The 14,232-nt window shown below is 57.3% G+C and carries 16 protein-coding genes and 2 pseudogenes; 12 read left to right on the forward strand and 6 right to left on the reverse strand.

Going from position 1 to position 14,232, the window contains the following annotated elements; all coding sequences use genetic code 11:
* The first annotated feature begins 50 nt into the window (after nt 1-50).
* Nucleotides 51-230: a hypothetical protein gene (locus ACSSNI_RS22295; RefSeq protein WP_127838526.1), complete on the forward strand. Its 180-nt coding sequence runs from the start codon at nt 51-53 to the stop codon at nt 228-230.
* A gap of 54 nt (nt 231-284) precedes the next feature.
* Nucleotides 285-1,504, forward strand: a protein-coding gene (locus tag ACSSNI_RS22300; RefSeq protein ID WP_371263641.1) for an IS3 family transposase whose coding sequence is annotated in 2 segments (ribosomal slippage) — nt 285-630 and nt 630-1,504 — 1,221 coding nt in all. Because the reading frame shifts where the segments join, the coding sequence is not laid out codon by codon here.
* Nucleotides 1,505-1,736: 232 nt separating this feature from the next.
* Here the strand turns inward: ACSSNI_RS22300 and ACSSNI_RS22305 are convergent.
* From ACSSNI_RS22305 to ACSSNI_RS22320, 4 genes are all read right to left on the reverse strand, one after another.
* Nucleotides 1,737-2,756, reverse strand: coding sequence for a zinc-binding alcohol dehydrogenase family protein (locus ACSSNI_RS22305; RefSeq protein ID WP_003288728.1), 1,020 nt, complete (start codon nt 2,754-2,756; stop codon nt 1,737-1,739).
* A gap of 10 nt (nt 2,757-2,766) precedes the next feature.
* Nucleotides 2,767-3,060 carry a putative quinol monooxygenase gene (locus tag ACSSNI_RS22310; RefSeq protein ID WP_033999984.1) on the reverse strand — a complete coding sequence of 98 codons (294 nt, stop codon included), beginning with the start codon at nt 3,058-3,060 and terminating at the stop codon, nt 2,767-2,769.
* A gap of 98 nt (nt 3,061-3,158) precedes the next feature.
* Entirely contained in the window at nt 3,159-4,148 is a 990-nt protein-coding gene (locus ACSSNI_RS22315) for a zinc-dependent alcohol dehydrogenase family protein (RefSeq protein WP_033999986.1), read from the reverse strand.
* 126 nt (nt 4,149-4,274) lie between these two features.
* On the reverse strand, nt 4,275-5,366 hold the full coding sequence (locus tag ACSSNI_RS22320; protein ID WP_025297874.1) for an NADH:flavin oxidoreductase/NADH oxidase: 1,092 nt from the start codon (nt 5,364-5,366) through the stop codon (nt 4,275-4,277).
* 83 nt (nt 5,367-5,449) lie between these two features.
* Between ACSSNI_RS22320 and ACSSNI_RS22325 the strand changes: the two genes are divergently transcribed.
* The 5 genes and pseudogenes from ACSSNI_RS22325 to ACSSNI_RS22345 all read left to right on the forward strand — a co-directional run.
* Nucleotides 5,450-5,752: an ArsR/SmtB family transcription factor gene (locus ACSSNI_RS22325; RefSeq protein WP_172767913.1), complete on the forward strand. Its 303-nt coding sequence runs from the start codon at nt 5,450-5,452 to the stop codon at nt 5,750-5,752.
* 106 nt (nt 5,753-5,858) lie between these two features.
* Complete coding sequence (locus ACSSNI_RS22330) at nt 5,859-6,089, forward strand: DUF4113 domain-containing protein (RefSeq protein ID WP_079381875.1); 231 nt, start codon at nt 5,859-5,861, stop codon at nt 6,087-6,089.
* A 211-nt stretch (nt 6,090-6,300) separates the two neighbouring features.
* Complete coding sequence (locus ACSSNI_RS22335) at nt 6,301-6,762, forward strand: hypothetical protein (RefSeq protein WP_032904189.1); 462 nt, start codon at nt 6,301-6,303, stop codon at nt 6,760-6,762.
* 35 nt (nt 6,763-6,797) lie between these two features.
* On the forward strand, nt 6,798-7,205 hold the full coding sequence (locus tag ACSSNI_RS22340) for a hypothetical protein (protein WP_042927603.1): 408 nt from the start codon (nt 6,798-6,800) through the stop codon (nt 7,203-7,205).
* Nucleotides 7,206-7,491: 286 nt separating this feature from the next.
* Nucleotides 7,492-7,812, forward strand: a pseudogene (locus tag ACSSNI_RS22345) (recombinase family protein); the annotation flags it as partial.
* Here the strand turns inward: ACSSNI_RS22345 and ACSSNI_RS22350 are convergent.
* Nucleotides 7,806-8,446: pseudogene (locus tag ACSSNI_RS22350) on the reverse strand (transposase); the annotation flags it as partial. The pseudogenes ACSSNI_RS22345 and ACSSNI_RS22350 sit on opposite strands and share 7 nt — an antisense overlap.
* A gap of 262 nt (nt 8,447-8,708) precedes the next feature.
* Between ACSSNI_RS22350 and ACSSNI_RS22355 the strand changes: the two are divergent.
* The gene (locus tag ACSSNI_RS22355) at nt 8,709-9,848 is read left to right on the forward strand and encodes a glutathione-independent formaldehyde dehydrogenase (protein WP_033999988.1); all 1,140 of its coding nucleotides are present in this window, start codon (nt 8,709-8,711) and stop codon (nt 9,846-9,848) included.
* Complete coding sequence (locus ACSSNI_RS22360) at nt 9,815-10,531, forward strand: transposase (RefSeq protein ID WP_196740286.1); 717 nt, start codon at nt 9,815-9,817, stop codon at nt 10,529-10,531. Before ACSSNI_RS22355 ends, ACSSNI_RS22360 begins: the two co-directional genes overlap by 34 nt.
* Nucleotides 10,532-10,631: 100 nt before the next feature.
* Here the strand turns inward: ACSSNI_RS22360 and ACSSNI_RS22365 are convergent, their stop codons facing one another.
* The gene (locus ACSSNI_RS22365) at nt 10,632-10,937 is read right to left on the reverse strand and encodes an EthD domain-containing protein (RefSeq protein WP_033999990.1); all 306 of its coding nucleotides are present in this window, start codon (nt 10,935-10,937) and stop codon (nt 10,632-10,634) included.
* 648 nt (nt 10,938-11,585) lie between these two features.
* On the opposite strand from ACSSNI_RS22365, the gene ACSSNI_RS22370 reads away from it, so the two are divergent.
* The 3 genes from ACSSNI_RS22370 to ACSSNI_RS22380 all read left to right on the forward strand — a co-directional run bounded on the left by ACSSNI_RS22370 (nt 11,586) and on the right by ACSSNI_RS22380 (nt 14,204).
* Nucleotides 11,586-12,710: an alkene reductase gene (locus tag ACSSNI_RS22370; protein WP_034000002.1), complete on the forward strand. Its 1,125-nt coding sequence runs from the start codon at nt 11,586-11,588 to the stop codon at nt 12,708-12,710.
* A 66-nt stretch (nt 12,711-12,776) separates the two neighbouring features.
* Nucleotides 12,777-13,760, forward strand: coding sequence for an LLM class oxidoreductase (locus ACSSNI_RS22375; RefSeq protein WP_003291626.1), 984 nt, complete (start codon nt 12,777-12,779; stop codon nt 13,758-13,760).
* Nucleotides 13,761-13,898: 138 nt separating this feature from the next.
* The gene (locus tag ACSSNI_RS22380; protein ID WP_012464920.1) at nt 13,899-14,204 is read left to right on the forward strand and encodes an ArsR/SmtB family transcription factor; all 306 of its coding nucleotides are present in this window, start codon (nt 13,899-13,901) and stop codon (nt 14,202-14,204) included.
* Nucleotides 14,205-14,232 lie beyond the last annotated feature (28 nt).

Below are 14,232 nucleotides of genomic sequence, written 5' to 3' on the forward strand. Positions count from 1 at the left end.
TAGGGCCTGCCGCTTCGGCGTCAGGCCCCGCTTATATGGAGTGAAAAGCTGTGAGCAACGTAACTGAATCGCTTTCGAGTGGGGGACTGATGAAGGCCTTGCGCCTAGACAGCTATGACGCGAGCACCCTGCTTGAAGTCGAAGTCGCAAAGCCTTCGCCACAACAAGGGCAGGTACTGGTAAAGATTAAAGCCAGCGGCGTTAACCCAATCGATGAACGAGCCCCCTGAAAGACAGGACACCGTTTCCCCCTTACGATAAGGGATAGGCAAACGGTTATGTTTATGACTAATAGCAACGATAAGAGTGGGGAGCTTTTGGGTCGGGAGCGGCGGCGCCGCTGGAGCCCTGAGCAAAAGCTGACCATGGTTCGAGAGAGCCTTGAGCCCGGGCAGAGCGTTTCGTTGGTGGCTCGGCGTAACGGCATCAATGCCAACCAACTATTCCTGTGGCGCAAGCTTTACCAAGACGGCAGTTTGTCGGCGGTCAGTGCTGGCGAAGCCGTGGTACCTGCCTCCGAGCTGAGCGATGCGCTCAAGCAGATCCGTGAACTGCAACGGATGCTGGGCAAGAAAACGATGGAAGCAGAAATCCTCAAAGAGGCCGTGGAGATCGCCCGGTCGCGAAAATGGATTGCGCACTCACCCTTGTTGCCGGGGGACGACCAGTGAAGCTGGTCAGCGAATGTCTCGGTGTGGCGCGCTCGCAATTAACGGTTCGAATCAAGCAATCGGCATCCCCCAAAGTACGGCGGAGCAGGCCTGTGAACGATGCTGATCTGGTAGTTGAAATCCAGCAACAGGTCAGCGAACTTCCCAGCTACGGCTACCGCCGCGTCTGGGGATTGCTGCGTCGCGCCCGTGAAACCCAGTCGCTACCGGCGATCAATGTGAAGCGGGTTTACCGGGTCATGCGTGATCACAACTTGCTGCTTGAGCGCCGCATCAAACAGCCCGGTGTGCCGCGTCGGCACGAAGGCCGTATTGCGGTGGAAGCCAGCGATACGCGTTGGTGCTCGGACGGCTTTGAGTTCCGTTGCAAGGACGGCGCCAAACTGAGCGTGACCTTCGCCCTGGATTGCTGTGATCGCGAAGCCATCGGCTGGGTCGCGAGCCCGACCGGGTACAGCGGCGATGATATCCGCGATTTGATGCTGGAAAGCGTGGAGAAGCGCTTTGGTGATCAACTGCCCGCCACGCCGGTGCAATGGCTAAGCGACAACGGCTCGGCGTACACCGCCGAACAGACACGCCTGTTTGCTCGACAGATCGGCTTGCAGCCGGTGACCACCCCAGTTCGCAGCCCGCAAAGCAACGGCATGGCTGAGAGCTTCGTGAAGACGATCAAGCGTGACTACGTGGCGCACATGCCCAAACCGGATCGAGAAACGGCGCTGCGCAACCTGGCAATTGCCTTCGAGCATTACAACGAGCAGCATCCGCACAGCGCTTTGAAATACCGCTCGCCGAGGGAGTTCAGGCGCTTGGCAGCAGCATCAATTTAACGGGGAGTTGGTGTCCGGTTTTGTAGGGGCAAGTCCAGGCATAGCCGGTAGCGTTGTTCATATGGGGTTCCTATTAGTTGGACGTTTCGGATGAAGTCGTTGACGGCTGGGTGATGGTCTTGCGAGACGATCTCAATAGGAGGCATTTCAAGGCGCTCACTGAATCGCTCATGGGCGCTACTCTTGAATCCAGCATTGGCTACCTACCGCATGAGCCGGTAGCCAGATACCGTCAGAAGCCCTCCAGAACGATCTTGCCCTTTGCCTTGCCGCTCTCCAGCAAGGCATGGGCGCGACGTAGGTTTTCGGCGCTGATACGCCCGTAGTTTTCGCCAACGGTGGTGCGCAACACACCCGCATCGATCTGGCGGGCCACTTCATTGAGGATGTTGTGCTGCTCCTGCATGTCCTCGGTCTCGTACAGCGAGCGCGTGTACATCAGCTCCCAGTGCAGCGACAGGCTCTTGCGTTTGAGCGGTACGACGTCCAGCGTGGCCGGGTCATCGATCAGGCCCAACCTGCCCTGTGGCTTCAGTGACTCGATGATCTGCTCGTAATGCCGATCGGTCTGCGTCAGGCTTGCGACGTAGCTGACCTGCGGAAGGCCGATGCGCTTGAGCTCTTCGCTCAGTGGTTTGGTGTGATCGATCACGTAATGGGCGCCGAGTTCGGTGACCCAGGCCTGGGTTTCAGGGCGCGAAGCCGTACCAATGACGGTCAGGCCGGTCAACTGACGCGCCAGCTGAGTCATGATTGAACCCACCCCGCCTGCAGCGCCAATGATCAGCAGCGTTTCGCCACGGTCGGTGGTGTCGCGCGCTACGCCGAGGCGATCAAATAGCAATTCCCAAGCGGTCAGAGACGTCAGGGGAAGCGCCGCGGCCTGGGCGAACTCCAGCGACTGTGGCATCGATCCGACAATGCGCTCGTCTACCAGCTGCAACTCACTGTTGCTGCCCGGGCGGATCAGCGACCCGGCGTACCACACCTTGTCACCGGGCTTGAACAGCGTTACGTCGGAACCGACCGACTTGACCACGCCGGCAGCGTCCCAACCGAGGATGCGCGGCTGTGTTTCGTCTGTATGCGGCACGTAGCCCTGGCGGACTTTGGTATCGACCGGGTTGACCGATACGGCCTTGACTTCTACCAGCAGGTCGCGCGGCCCCGGCACTGGCTCGGGTAGATCGATCTCCACGAGGGCGTCAGGGTTCTCAACAGGCAGGCATTTGAAGTGTGCAATCGCTTTCATTCGGAGCTCCTCAGGAGACGCGGTACATTTTCATGACGGAGAATTTTTCGGCGGCGCGCTCGATAACCGGCAGCGCTGCCTGGAAATGCGGGGTGGCCTCGTGCGCAGTCAGCGCCGCTTCGTCTCGCCACTGCTCAACCATATGGAAGGTGCGAGGCTGTTCTGCATCTTTATGAAAGTCGTATTGGATGCAGTCCGCTTCGGCGCGACTTGGGCCTTGCAGATCCTGCAGCGTCTGCTGGAGCTCATCTTCGGAGCCGGCCTTGGCGACCAATGTGGCAACCAGTGTGAGTGGGGTGGTCATCGAACCTCCTGTCTGTGCATGTGTGAAAGACGCATCGAACTGGCATGGGCTTACCGAAGGTGACCCTACCGGCCATGCCGCGAAGACCTGAACGTGGTTTACAGCGTTACAACAATCTTGCCCACCTGGGCATTCGATTCCATGTACCGGTGAGCCTCGGCCATCTCGTCGAAGCTGAATGTACGGTCGATCACCGGACGCAGCTGTCCAGAGGCGAGCCCTTCATTGATGAAGTGCTTGGCCCGTTCGAGTTTTTCTCGATTCTGGGTGATCTCGAACAGCTGATAACCGCGCAGCGTCAGATGCTTGCCGAGCAGGTCCATGACCGACACAGGGATATCCCGAGTGTCCAAAGCGCCGTACTGGAAGAAGATGCCGTGGTTCGCTAGCGCCTTGAGCACCAAGGCCACTTCGGGTCCGCCAACGGGATCGAAGGCCATGCGAGCGCCTTTGCCATGAGTCACCGTCATGACCTCAGCCACCATGTCCTGCTCCTGGGTCGCGATGACTGCCGCCGCCCCCGCTTGAAGCAAGGCTTCGCGCTTGTCGCTGGTGCGGGTCAGCGCCACAGGAACGGCGCCCACCATGTTCGCAATCTGGATAGCGGCAAGCCCCACGCTGCTGGACGCCGCACGGATTAGCACCGTCTCGCCGGCCTGCAGCCCACCAAGCTCGATCAATGCGCCATAGGCGGTGACAAACTTCATCCAGGTCGCTGCTGCCTCCGTGAAAGAGAGCACTTCCGGGTGTTTGACCACCGCGTGAGCCGGCGCGTTGACCAATTCACCGTACAAGCCGTATTCGTCAAAGGAGAACGCGGGCACTACGCTGACCGCATCGCCAACAGCGAAGCCGACCACACCGGGACCCACTGCAGATACGGTCCCAGCCGCTTCATAGCCCAGCATGGCGGGAAACGTCGGTTCGATGACGTACTGGCCTGTGCGGTACATCACTTCAGCCCGGTTGATGCCGAGCGCCCTGACGTTGATTTGAACCTCGTTCGCGCCGGGAGCCGGCACGTCGATCTCGTCGATCTGGAGAACCTCCGGTCCACCGGTGCGATGAAAGCGTATGACGCGAGACATAGCGTAATCCTCAGCTATCTATCGGAAGGGCCGAGCCATGAGCGGCCCAGCCAGGTAGCCACCAGCGCACATCGGCGCTGAGGCAGCGGGCGATTAGGCCATGACGGCCGTCTTCGCCCCGACGGATCACTTGTAGCGTTCAAGCCAGTGGGCATAGGGAGCCGGCAAGGTCCAGGACGCACGCTCTACGCCCAGCTCTTGGGCGGCAAGATAGGACCAATTTGGATTGGCCAGATGTGCTCGCCCAATCATCGCCAAGTCCAGGTGACCGCTCTTGACCGCTTCTTCGGCAACGCTTGGCGTGCCGAAGCCCCATGCCGAAGCCACTGGTATCCCCGCCTCACGCTTCACGCGCTGGGCAACTTCGCCCATGAAGCCAGGCGCCCAGGGAATGTTGGTTTCAGCGATGGTGAAACCAATGCTGACGCTCAGCAGATCCAGGCCACCATCTTTGAAGCGACGTGTCAGTTCGATAGCCTCGGTCAGCGTCTGTTCGTCCCGGCCGTCGTATTCGATAACCCCTAGACGAGCGGTTAGCGGCAGGTGCTCCGGCCAAACCTCACGAACAGCCGCCAGCGTTTCAAGCAGGAAGCGGCTACGGTTGTCGAAACTGCCGCCGTAGGCGTCATCGCGATGGTTGGAGTGTTCGGAAAGGAACGACTGGGCCAGATAACCATGGGCGAAATGCAGCTCCAGCCACTCGAAGCCAGCGTCACGCGCACGGCGAGCGGCTGCGACGAAATCCTCACGCACACGGGCAATGTCTTCCAGCGTCATGGCTTGCGGCTGCTTGGCCAGGTGACCGCCAAAAGCTATGGCCGATGGAGCGATGGTCTGCCAGCCACGGGCGTCATCTTCAGCGATGTGGTCATCGCCTTCCCATGGACGGTTTGCGCTTGCCTTGCGACCGGCGTGGGCGATCTGCAGGCCGGGGACCGAGCCGGCTGCCTTGATCGACTGCACCACCGGTACGAAGGCCTGGGCCAGCTCATCGTTCCAAATACCCGCACAGCCAGGAGTGATCCGCCCTTCTGGCGCTACAGCGGTTGCTTCGACAATCACCAACCCCGCCCCGCCACGCGCAAGGGAGGCGTAGTGAACACTGTGCCACTCGTTGATCAGGCCATCGTTTGACGAGTACATGCACATAGGGGGAATCGCAATACGGTTGCGAAGCGTGACGTCTTTAAGCGTGAAGGGTTGGAACAGCGCAGACATTGGTTTCTCCGAGGGTTGTCTATTACGTTAATTCGATAGTATTCGAACTATGGAGATAGAGCAAACCCGTGTATGCTTCGTTCATGCGCCCCTACAAACACCCTCCCGTCACTGAAATCGTCCTCGAGCGTCTGCTATACGCCTTGAGCGATCCTGTGCGCCTGGAGATCGTCCGACGCCTTGCCGAACTGGGCGAAGCCAGCTGTGGCGAATTGGACGGTGGCCGACCAAAGTCCACCATGTCCCATCACTTCAGGGTGCTGCGAGATGCCGGGTTGGTCCAAACCCAAACCATCGGCACGACCCATATGAACTCGTTGCGCAGGGATGATTTGAACAATCGATTTCCTGGTTTGCTCGAGACGATCTTATCTCAGCGCGGCTAAGGCTGGCTTGAGAGTCAATTCATCGAGGAAGACGCTGAAGACGGCCTGCTTCGAAACCCTGGGCTCCAGTGAGCTCAGGGACTACCTCGCCGCTGACTGCGGAAGCATGACTAGTCCCGACGTAAACGCCTTCACCGACGACCTGTTCGCCTCCAGTCAGCCAGCTAATTCGGAGAAGGTGATGGCCGTGCTTGATTCGATCAACGCCAAATGGGGACGGGGAACGTTGCGACCTGGTGTGGTACCAGCAGCCCCCGCCTGGAGCATGCGTCGCGAGCTGATGAGCCAGAGTTTCACGACGCGAGTAGATCAATTGTGGCGGGTATCCGCGCGGTAGCCGGCATCGCGCGCCTGCTGTGCTGCTTCTCCTGGAAGGGAAAGGGCCTGGCTGCGGTAATGGATTGCTGATCCGGGCCGTGCTTGTGCCCCTCTACGCACCCGAGCTTGCAATAGATGATCCGTCTCCAAGGCGGTATGCGATCTTACCCATGCCTTGGGTTATTTGGGGTTCAGGAGATGCTGAAACCAACTAAACCGAGGAGCTAGCCATGAACCTGTTTACGCACATTGCCAATCTCATCACCTCTGTCGTCCGGCCAGAAAAAGCGGCATTCACCACGGTCATCTATCCCAGCCAGGGAAAAGCGGTCGTGGTGCATGACGGCCTTGGTATTCGCCAGGAACGTTGGTGGTATCAGGTCGATTCGCTGGAAGATGGGGACACGAGTACGTCGTTCGACAGCATCCTGCAGGATCACACTAACTGGGCTGATTCATTTGACCCGGTAGGCCAGACCCAAGCCGAGGATACTTTCTCAGCTTTCTCATCGACCCACTTCGAACCCATGGAAACCTTCTGGCTCAATCCCGCCAACGGAATGCCCATGCTCGACAGCTGTTTCGATGTCATGGGTAACGCATTCGGCACGGACACGATGACTGACAGCCTGTCGTTTGATCACGGCATAAGCAGCTTCGGAGACAGTTTTTCGTCCTTCGGTTTCGACTAACGGGCAGTCGCCACAGCACTCAGAGGAGTTTGATCATGTCGCCACTTGCACTGGTTGTTAGCTTCATCCTCACATTCGCCATCGGAATTTCCTGGCTGGCCCTGACCCTCGACGCACGCATTGGGCGCAGCAGGCTCGTCCGGCAGATTCCATTGCCACTGGACGTCCCAGCTTCTGGCTATCGTCACAATCCACAATCCCGACTCCGACCAGTATTGGCGGTAACAGGCTGCATGCTGCTACTTCTTTCCGGAATGAGTGCCGCCATCCTCGGCAGACTGGCCACCATGCAACCGGCAGAAGCGGCAGCGGTGTTCTTCGCTTATCCGCTGCTGAAAAGCCTCTGGGGGCAAATCGTGGGCGTGGGGCCAATCGTCTGCGTCGTCATGGCCGTACCCGGAACCTACTGCATCTGTTTCGGGCTCAGGAGCGACAAATGGTGAAGCTACCGTTGCCGTTTGACCTCCACTGCGGCAACAGGCTCATGCTCGAGATGGCGTTAACTTCCAAAATCACCGTCGCGTTGCCAACGGACCTCCGCTACGGCAACGACTCCGGCCCATCGCAGACCAAAAAGTAATCAATCTACGCTAGCGTTTTTAGAGGTATGCCTCAACTGATACGGAAAAGGCGCGGCAGATTCGTCCTTGCCGCTCTATAACTAACACCCAAACTGTAACGATGTTTCTGCAACGCCCAAATTGAAACAGCACGCATAGGGATCAAGAAATGTTTGTCCGTGCCTACCTTCGGGCCTCTACTGCCGAACAAGACGCTGCCCGAGCCCGTTCCGTCCTGGAGGAGTTTGCTGCCGATCATGGCAAGGCCATTGCCGCGCAATACATTGAGAACGCATCTGGTACTCGTGCTGATCGCCCCGAGTTGGTGCGCCTGCTGGCCGATTCCCACCCGGGGGATGTACTGCTGGTGGAATCTATCGACCGACTGTCCCGCCTGCCGGCTGAAGACTGGTCGAAGCTCAAGGCCGCCATCGACGGAAAAGGGCTGCGAATCGTGGCTCTAGATCTCCCAACCAGCCACCAAAGCATGGGAATGTCAGGCCGCTCAACAGTGGCGTTTTTGTACGCATGAGAACCTGGCTGCTTACTGATCAAACCCTGCTCCTTCATCAGGCCCCTGACCTTGAAGCGACCTACTTTGACGCCCTCATCCTTGAGCATGGCAACGATACTGCGGCTGCCAGCTGAACTACGGCTTTGACTGAAAAGTTCGCTAATACGGCTGCGTAAACCCACCCGCCGAACATCAATGCGACGGCGCCGAGCCATATGGGCGTAGTAACAGGAACGAGGCAGTTCAAACACTGAACACAGCAGTTGAACTGGGTAGCGTGCTGCTAACTGCCGAATCGACTTCAACGTCTGCGCCCGTGCTCCTCGGCCATCAAGAGCGCAGTGGCCTCCTTTAAGATTTTCTTCTCAAGCTCCAGCCGGTTGATGCGGGCTTGAAGCTCCTGAATAGTCTGCTGCTCAGGCGTAAGCGCTTTGGCTGTGGGGGTGATGCCACCGCGCTCCAACTGCAACTGGTTGACCCAGCGCCGCAGTGCGGTCTCACCTACATCAAGGGATTTGGCTGCCTCAGGACAGCTGTAACCCTGGTCGAGCACTAGACTGGCTGCTTCGCGCTTAAACTCGGGGGTGAAAGTACGTCGTTGTCTGCTCATCGAACACCTCTGAATGGCGAGCATTCTCGCCCTAAAAGGGTGTCCAGGATTAGTAGACCACTACACGTAGCCATATTCCTTCTATGGCGTTCAACTGTCTAAGTTCGTCACGAGCTGCAAATTCAAGGACCGCCACGCGCGGGCGACGGCATCACCACTCGTCTGGTCATAGCTCGATTTGTGGAACATACGTTCGTAGATCTAAACAGATATCTCGTAAGCAGACGAAACCACCTCATCGTCGCTTGAACGGGAGAGTCTAATGAAAGCCATCGTTTACAACGGGCCACGCGACGTCAGCGTGCAAAATGTCCCAGACGCCAAGATCGAAAAACCTACCGACGCCGTAGTGCGCATCACCACTACCAATATCTGCGGCTCTGACCTGCACATGTACGAGGGCCGCACCTCGATGGAGACGGGACGTGTTTTCGGTCACGAGAACCTCGGGGAAGTCATCGAAGTCGGCGCCGGCGTAGATCGCATCAAGGTAGGTGATCGCGTCTGTTTGCCATTTAATATCGGCTGCGGTTTCTGCGAAAACTGTGAAAAAGGTTTGACCGGTTTCTGCCTCACGGCCAACCCCGGCAGTGCTGGTGCTGCTTACGGGTTTGCCGATATGGGCTCATACCAGGGTGGTCAAGCAGAACTGCTGCGTGTGCCATATGCGGACTTCAATTGCCTGGTGCTGCCAGAGGATGCGCAAGAGAAAGAAAACGACTACGTCATGCTGTCAGACATATTCCCCACCGGATGGCATGCCACTGAACTGGCTGGCCTGATGCCGGGTGAAAGCATCGCCATTTACGGTGCAGGGCCAGTGGGCCTGATGGCAGCTCATGCCGCGATGATCAAAGGCGCCTCGCAAGTGTTCGTGGTCGACAACCATCCGGATCGATTGAAATTGGCCGCGCAGATGGGGGCCACGCCAATCAACTCCCTGGAGAAAGAGGCGGTTGATCAGATCCTCAACCTGACTCACGGCAAAGGCACTGATCGAGGTTGTGAGTGTGTGGGGTACCAGTGCTGTGACAATCACGGCCATGAGGCCAATCACCTGACGATGAACAACCTGGTAGCTTCCACCAAGGCCACGGGTGGCATCGGCGTCGTCGGGGTGTTTGTTCCTCAGGATCCGGGCGCGAAAAATGAACTGGCGAAGGAAGGCAAAATGGCCTTCGATTTCGGCGCGTTCTGGTTCAAGGGCCAGCAGATACGCACCGGGCAAGCCAACGTCAAAGCCTATAACCGCAGGCTTGCGGAGCTGATCCATCACGACCGCGCCAAGCCTTCGCAGATCATCTCTCACAGCCTGAAATTGGCGGAAGGGCCCGATGCGTACAAGCATTTCGATGCGCGAGATGAGGGTTGGACAAAGGTCATTCTGAAGCCGGCAGCCTGATCGAACGGCTGTATGGATCTGACGCCCTGACGATATCGCCGGGCGTCAGCCCAAAGACCCGCCTACTCGCGCTTACAGTATGGCCGCTATGTATTTACCGACCACATACCACCTGTCGTCCGCTCGAAATGCGAGCGCGGTTGTTGCGCAAGATGATCAAGGGAAAAATGGTAAGCGTACTGACTTCGATGGTCGACCCGCTGCGCTTTCCGGGTGGGGAGATCGTCGACCTTTACAGTCAACGCTGGGAAATCGAGCTGGGCTATCGGGCGATCAAGCAGAGACTGCTGGGCGGCGAATATACCCTGAGAAGCAAGACGCCAGAGATGATCGCTCAAGAGCTATGGGGTGTGCTGCTGGGCTACAACCTTTTGCGCTACCAGATGGTACTGATGTCCAGGCAGTGTCCCGGTGTGTACCCCTGCGAAATGAGTTTCACTGCCTGCAGTTGGGCCATCTTGGGGTTGCTGCATGGCACGTCACTGAACCATCCCGGCAACTTGCCAGGATTTCTGAGAGATTTGCAGGCATCAGCCGCTCGATATGTTTTACCCCATCGGCGACCTGATCGATGGTTCCCACGCGCAGTCGTTGGACACGCTGTCAAATCGACACATAGACGGCACCTCGTGCGAATTGAGACTCGCACGGGTCCCCATGTTCATTGGGGAATCTGCCAGTGATTTACGTTAAATCAATAACCAGGGGTTCACTCGTAGATGAAAGCCCCTCCAGAATGAATGGAGGGGTGGCCTGATCGGAGATAACCGCTTCGAGCAGCTTTCAAACAAGTGTTTCAGTGACGAAGGGCTTGAGCTGGCCAATGAACGTTTTACCATGTTCGAACCAGGCTTTGCGCACTGCCGACTCGATATATCGTTGGTAGTCCTCCGGGCTTTGGAACCAGCATTCGCCAATCGCGTGAACCGGCCCTACATCCAGGTATGGCACATGGGTATCGGCAGGGTTTTCAGCCACCAACCTAACCTCATATTTAAACAGGCCAGGGATACCCTCACTCATCTGATAGTGACGCAAACATTCCTGGCGGAACATAGGCTTTACCAACAAGTAGACAATTCGGATCATCGCGAACATTCCTTATACATGCGTCTGAGGAGAAGAAGGTTGAAGTGCGGGCGTAGCGTCAACTTCGCTGTCATCCAGATCGTCAAGGTGAATACCTTTGTTGTCGGGCAATAGCATCAACGCAATCACGGCAATGGCATACCTGATGCAGCCAGCCTCCATGATGAAAAGCTCAAGGGAGCTGACTGCATAGGCAACCCTAGCGCGAAGCACGGCGCGCTCCCAGCTGATCCAGAAGTGAGCTGCAAGGGCGTGGAACCATGCGTACGTGCCGGAAGCGATATTAATATATTGACATATATGAATATCGAGAATAGCCTACCCATAACCGCGCTAGAAACCTCAGGAGGTACTCCCATGAAAGATTCCAGCGATACCCGTCCGAATCACCTTCCCGACAGCAGCTACGGCCTGTTTATTGACAACCAATGAGTTTCGGACGAATACGGTGAAGCCCTCGACATTATCAACCCCGCCAACGGAAAAATTCTCACCAACATCCCAACGCCACAGCTGCCGACGTCGCCCGCGCGGTGCAGGGCGCACAGCGCGCCTTCGTGACCTGCACCGCTCGGACTCTTCAGACCTCGTTGATCCATGTTTTTTCGACCTACGACATCGAATATTTCAGATATGCAGGTAAGCAAAATGACACAATCAGAACTTTTCAAAACGACTCAGCTGGGCCCATACACCCTCAAGAACCGTATCGTTCTGCCGCCACTGACGCGTTCGCGCAGCTCCCAACCCGGCAATATTGCGAACGACCTAATGGCCACATATTACCGTCAGCGCAGCGGTGCTGGCTTCATGGTGACCGAGGGCACACAGATCGAACCCCGAGGACAGGGTTATGCCTGGACACCTGGCATTCATAGCCCGGAACAGATACAAGGCTGGCGTAAGGTCACCGACGCTGTTCACGCCGAAGGGGGGGTGATCTTTGCTCAACTTTGGCATGTGGGCCGCGTGTCGCACACATCGCTGCAACCCGGTGGTGAAGCGCCCGTCGCGCCATCAGCCATCCGCGCGGACAACGTCAAGGTGTTCATCGAAACTGGCCCCGGCACGGGTACACTGGCCGACCCTTCGACCCCACGAGCCCTGTCCACCAAGGAGGTAAAGGAACTGGTTGAGCTCTACGCCCAAGCAGCCCGAAATGCTTTGGACGCAGGTTTTGACGGGGTGGAGCTTCACTGCGCGAACGGGTACCTGGTAAACCAGTTCATTTCGGCCCATACCAACCAGCGTGATGATGAATATGGCGGTTCGCTGCAGAACCGTCTTCGCTTCCTGCGCGAAATCACCCTCGCTGTTGCTGGTGTGGTCGGCAAGGAGCGCGTTGGCGTTCGCTTCGCCCCGCTGTTCGCGACCACAGACGAAGACCGCGTCTACCTTGGTCTGGTCGAAGAAGATCCTCATCAAACCTACATCGAGGCAGTGAAGATCCTCGAGGAAGTGGGCATTGCCTACCTGTCGCTCGCCGAAGCCGATTGGGAAAACGCACCCGAGCTGCCTGAGACGTTCCGGGAAGCTGTTCGTAAGACATTCAGCGGCAAGATTATCTATGCCGGCAAGTACACCGCTGAACGAGGAAATCGCGTGATAAAAGCTGGCTGGGGCGATCTGATCGCTTTTGGCCGCCCCTTCATTGCGAACCCCGACCTGCCCGCTCGTATCGCCAACAACTGGCCGCTTAACCCAGTTGATCCAAGCACCATGTACGGCGGTACCGATAAGGGCTACACCGACTACCCGACTTACAAATCCTAAACGCTCAATGCCACGCCCCATAACTCAGGGGCGTGGCTCAGCGATTGTTGACCGAGGAAGTTAAGCATGTACCAACCGAGCACGATCCCCTACCAAGAGCATAGGGGATTCAAACGAACCTTCAGGCAGGGTCATCTAAGCCTTGGGCTGTTCTTTCCCCTGGAGGCTTTCGAAGGTGATACACCGAGCATGCTAGATCAGGTCGCGCTGGCCAAACGTGCAGAGGCACTTGGTTTTTCGGCGCTCTGGTTTCGCGACGTCCCACTCAGGGACCCAAGCTTCGGCGATGTCGGCCAGGTTTTCGACCCTTGGGTGTATCTGGGCTACATGGCAGCCCATACAACAAAAATCGCACTAGGCACCGCCTCCATCGCCCTTACTCTGCGTAATCCCTTGCACACGGCAAAGGCCGCAGCGAGCATTGATCAGTTGAGCGGAGGTCGCTTGCTCCTGGGAGTAGCCTCTGGCGATCGTCCCGTGGAGTTTCCCGCATTCAGCATTGATCCAGAACAGCGTGGCGAGACCTTTCAAGAAAACCTCAATGTGATACGCCAAGCCCATCGAACACACTTCGAGCCCATTCGCTGGAGTCACGGCGAGTTACTGGGGGCCGATCTCGTTCCCAAACCTACGACTCGGGAAATACCGCTATTCGTAACCGGACACAGCCGCCAGCCGCTCGATTGGATCGCGCGTGAAAGCCATGGATGGATCAACTATCCACGTCCGCCAAAAATGCAGCGACTCATCGTGGAAGATTGGCGACAGGAAACGGCTAAACAATGTGGCACTATCTACAAGCCGTTCTTGCAATCGCTGTATATCGACCTGGACGAACACCCATCCACGCCACCCTCGCCTATCCATCTAGGATTCCGACTGGGACGTAACCACCTGCGGGCCTTGCTGGATACACTTCAGGAAATCGGTGTAGATCACGTCATCCTGAACCTCAAGTATGGTAAACGCCCCGCAGCAGAGGTTATCGAGGAACTTGGCAAACATATCGTCCCGCAATTCGGCGCACAGGTGCCCGATAGTCCTACCTGACAGGGCAATAGGATTCCAGTCCAAACCAGCCCGTCATTGCGACGGGCAGGCGCGCAGAGATCATGGCGAAGCCTTCCAATTTGATGCGCGAATCAGGAAGATATCTAGATATCGAAAAAAACAGGTCTCAAAAAATTCATGACTATTGACGTCAACGAAGCCCTGAAAGCATTGGCGAACCCGACGCGCCTTGCCATCCTCAATTGGCTCAAGGATCCCAGGACAGTCTTTCCCGAGCAGGAAGTCGACCCAGAAACGGTAGGCGTGTGCGTCAGTATCATCCAAGAGCGCACGGGCCTCTCGCAGTCAACGACATCGCTTTATCTCGCAGCTCTACAGCGCGCGCAATTGGTGACATCGCAGCGGATCGGCCCCTGGACCTACTACAAACGCCACGATGAGAATATCGATGCCTTCTTCAAGGCGCTGCAAGAAAGAATCTAGGGCTGCACACCCTTGTATTTCTGACTGA

It is taken from the genome of Stutzerimonas tianxiuensis, assembly GCF_053470365.1.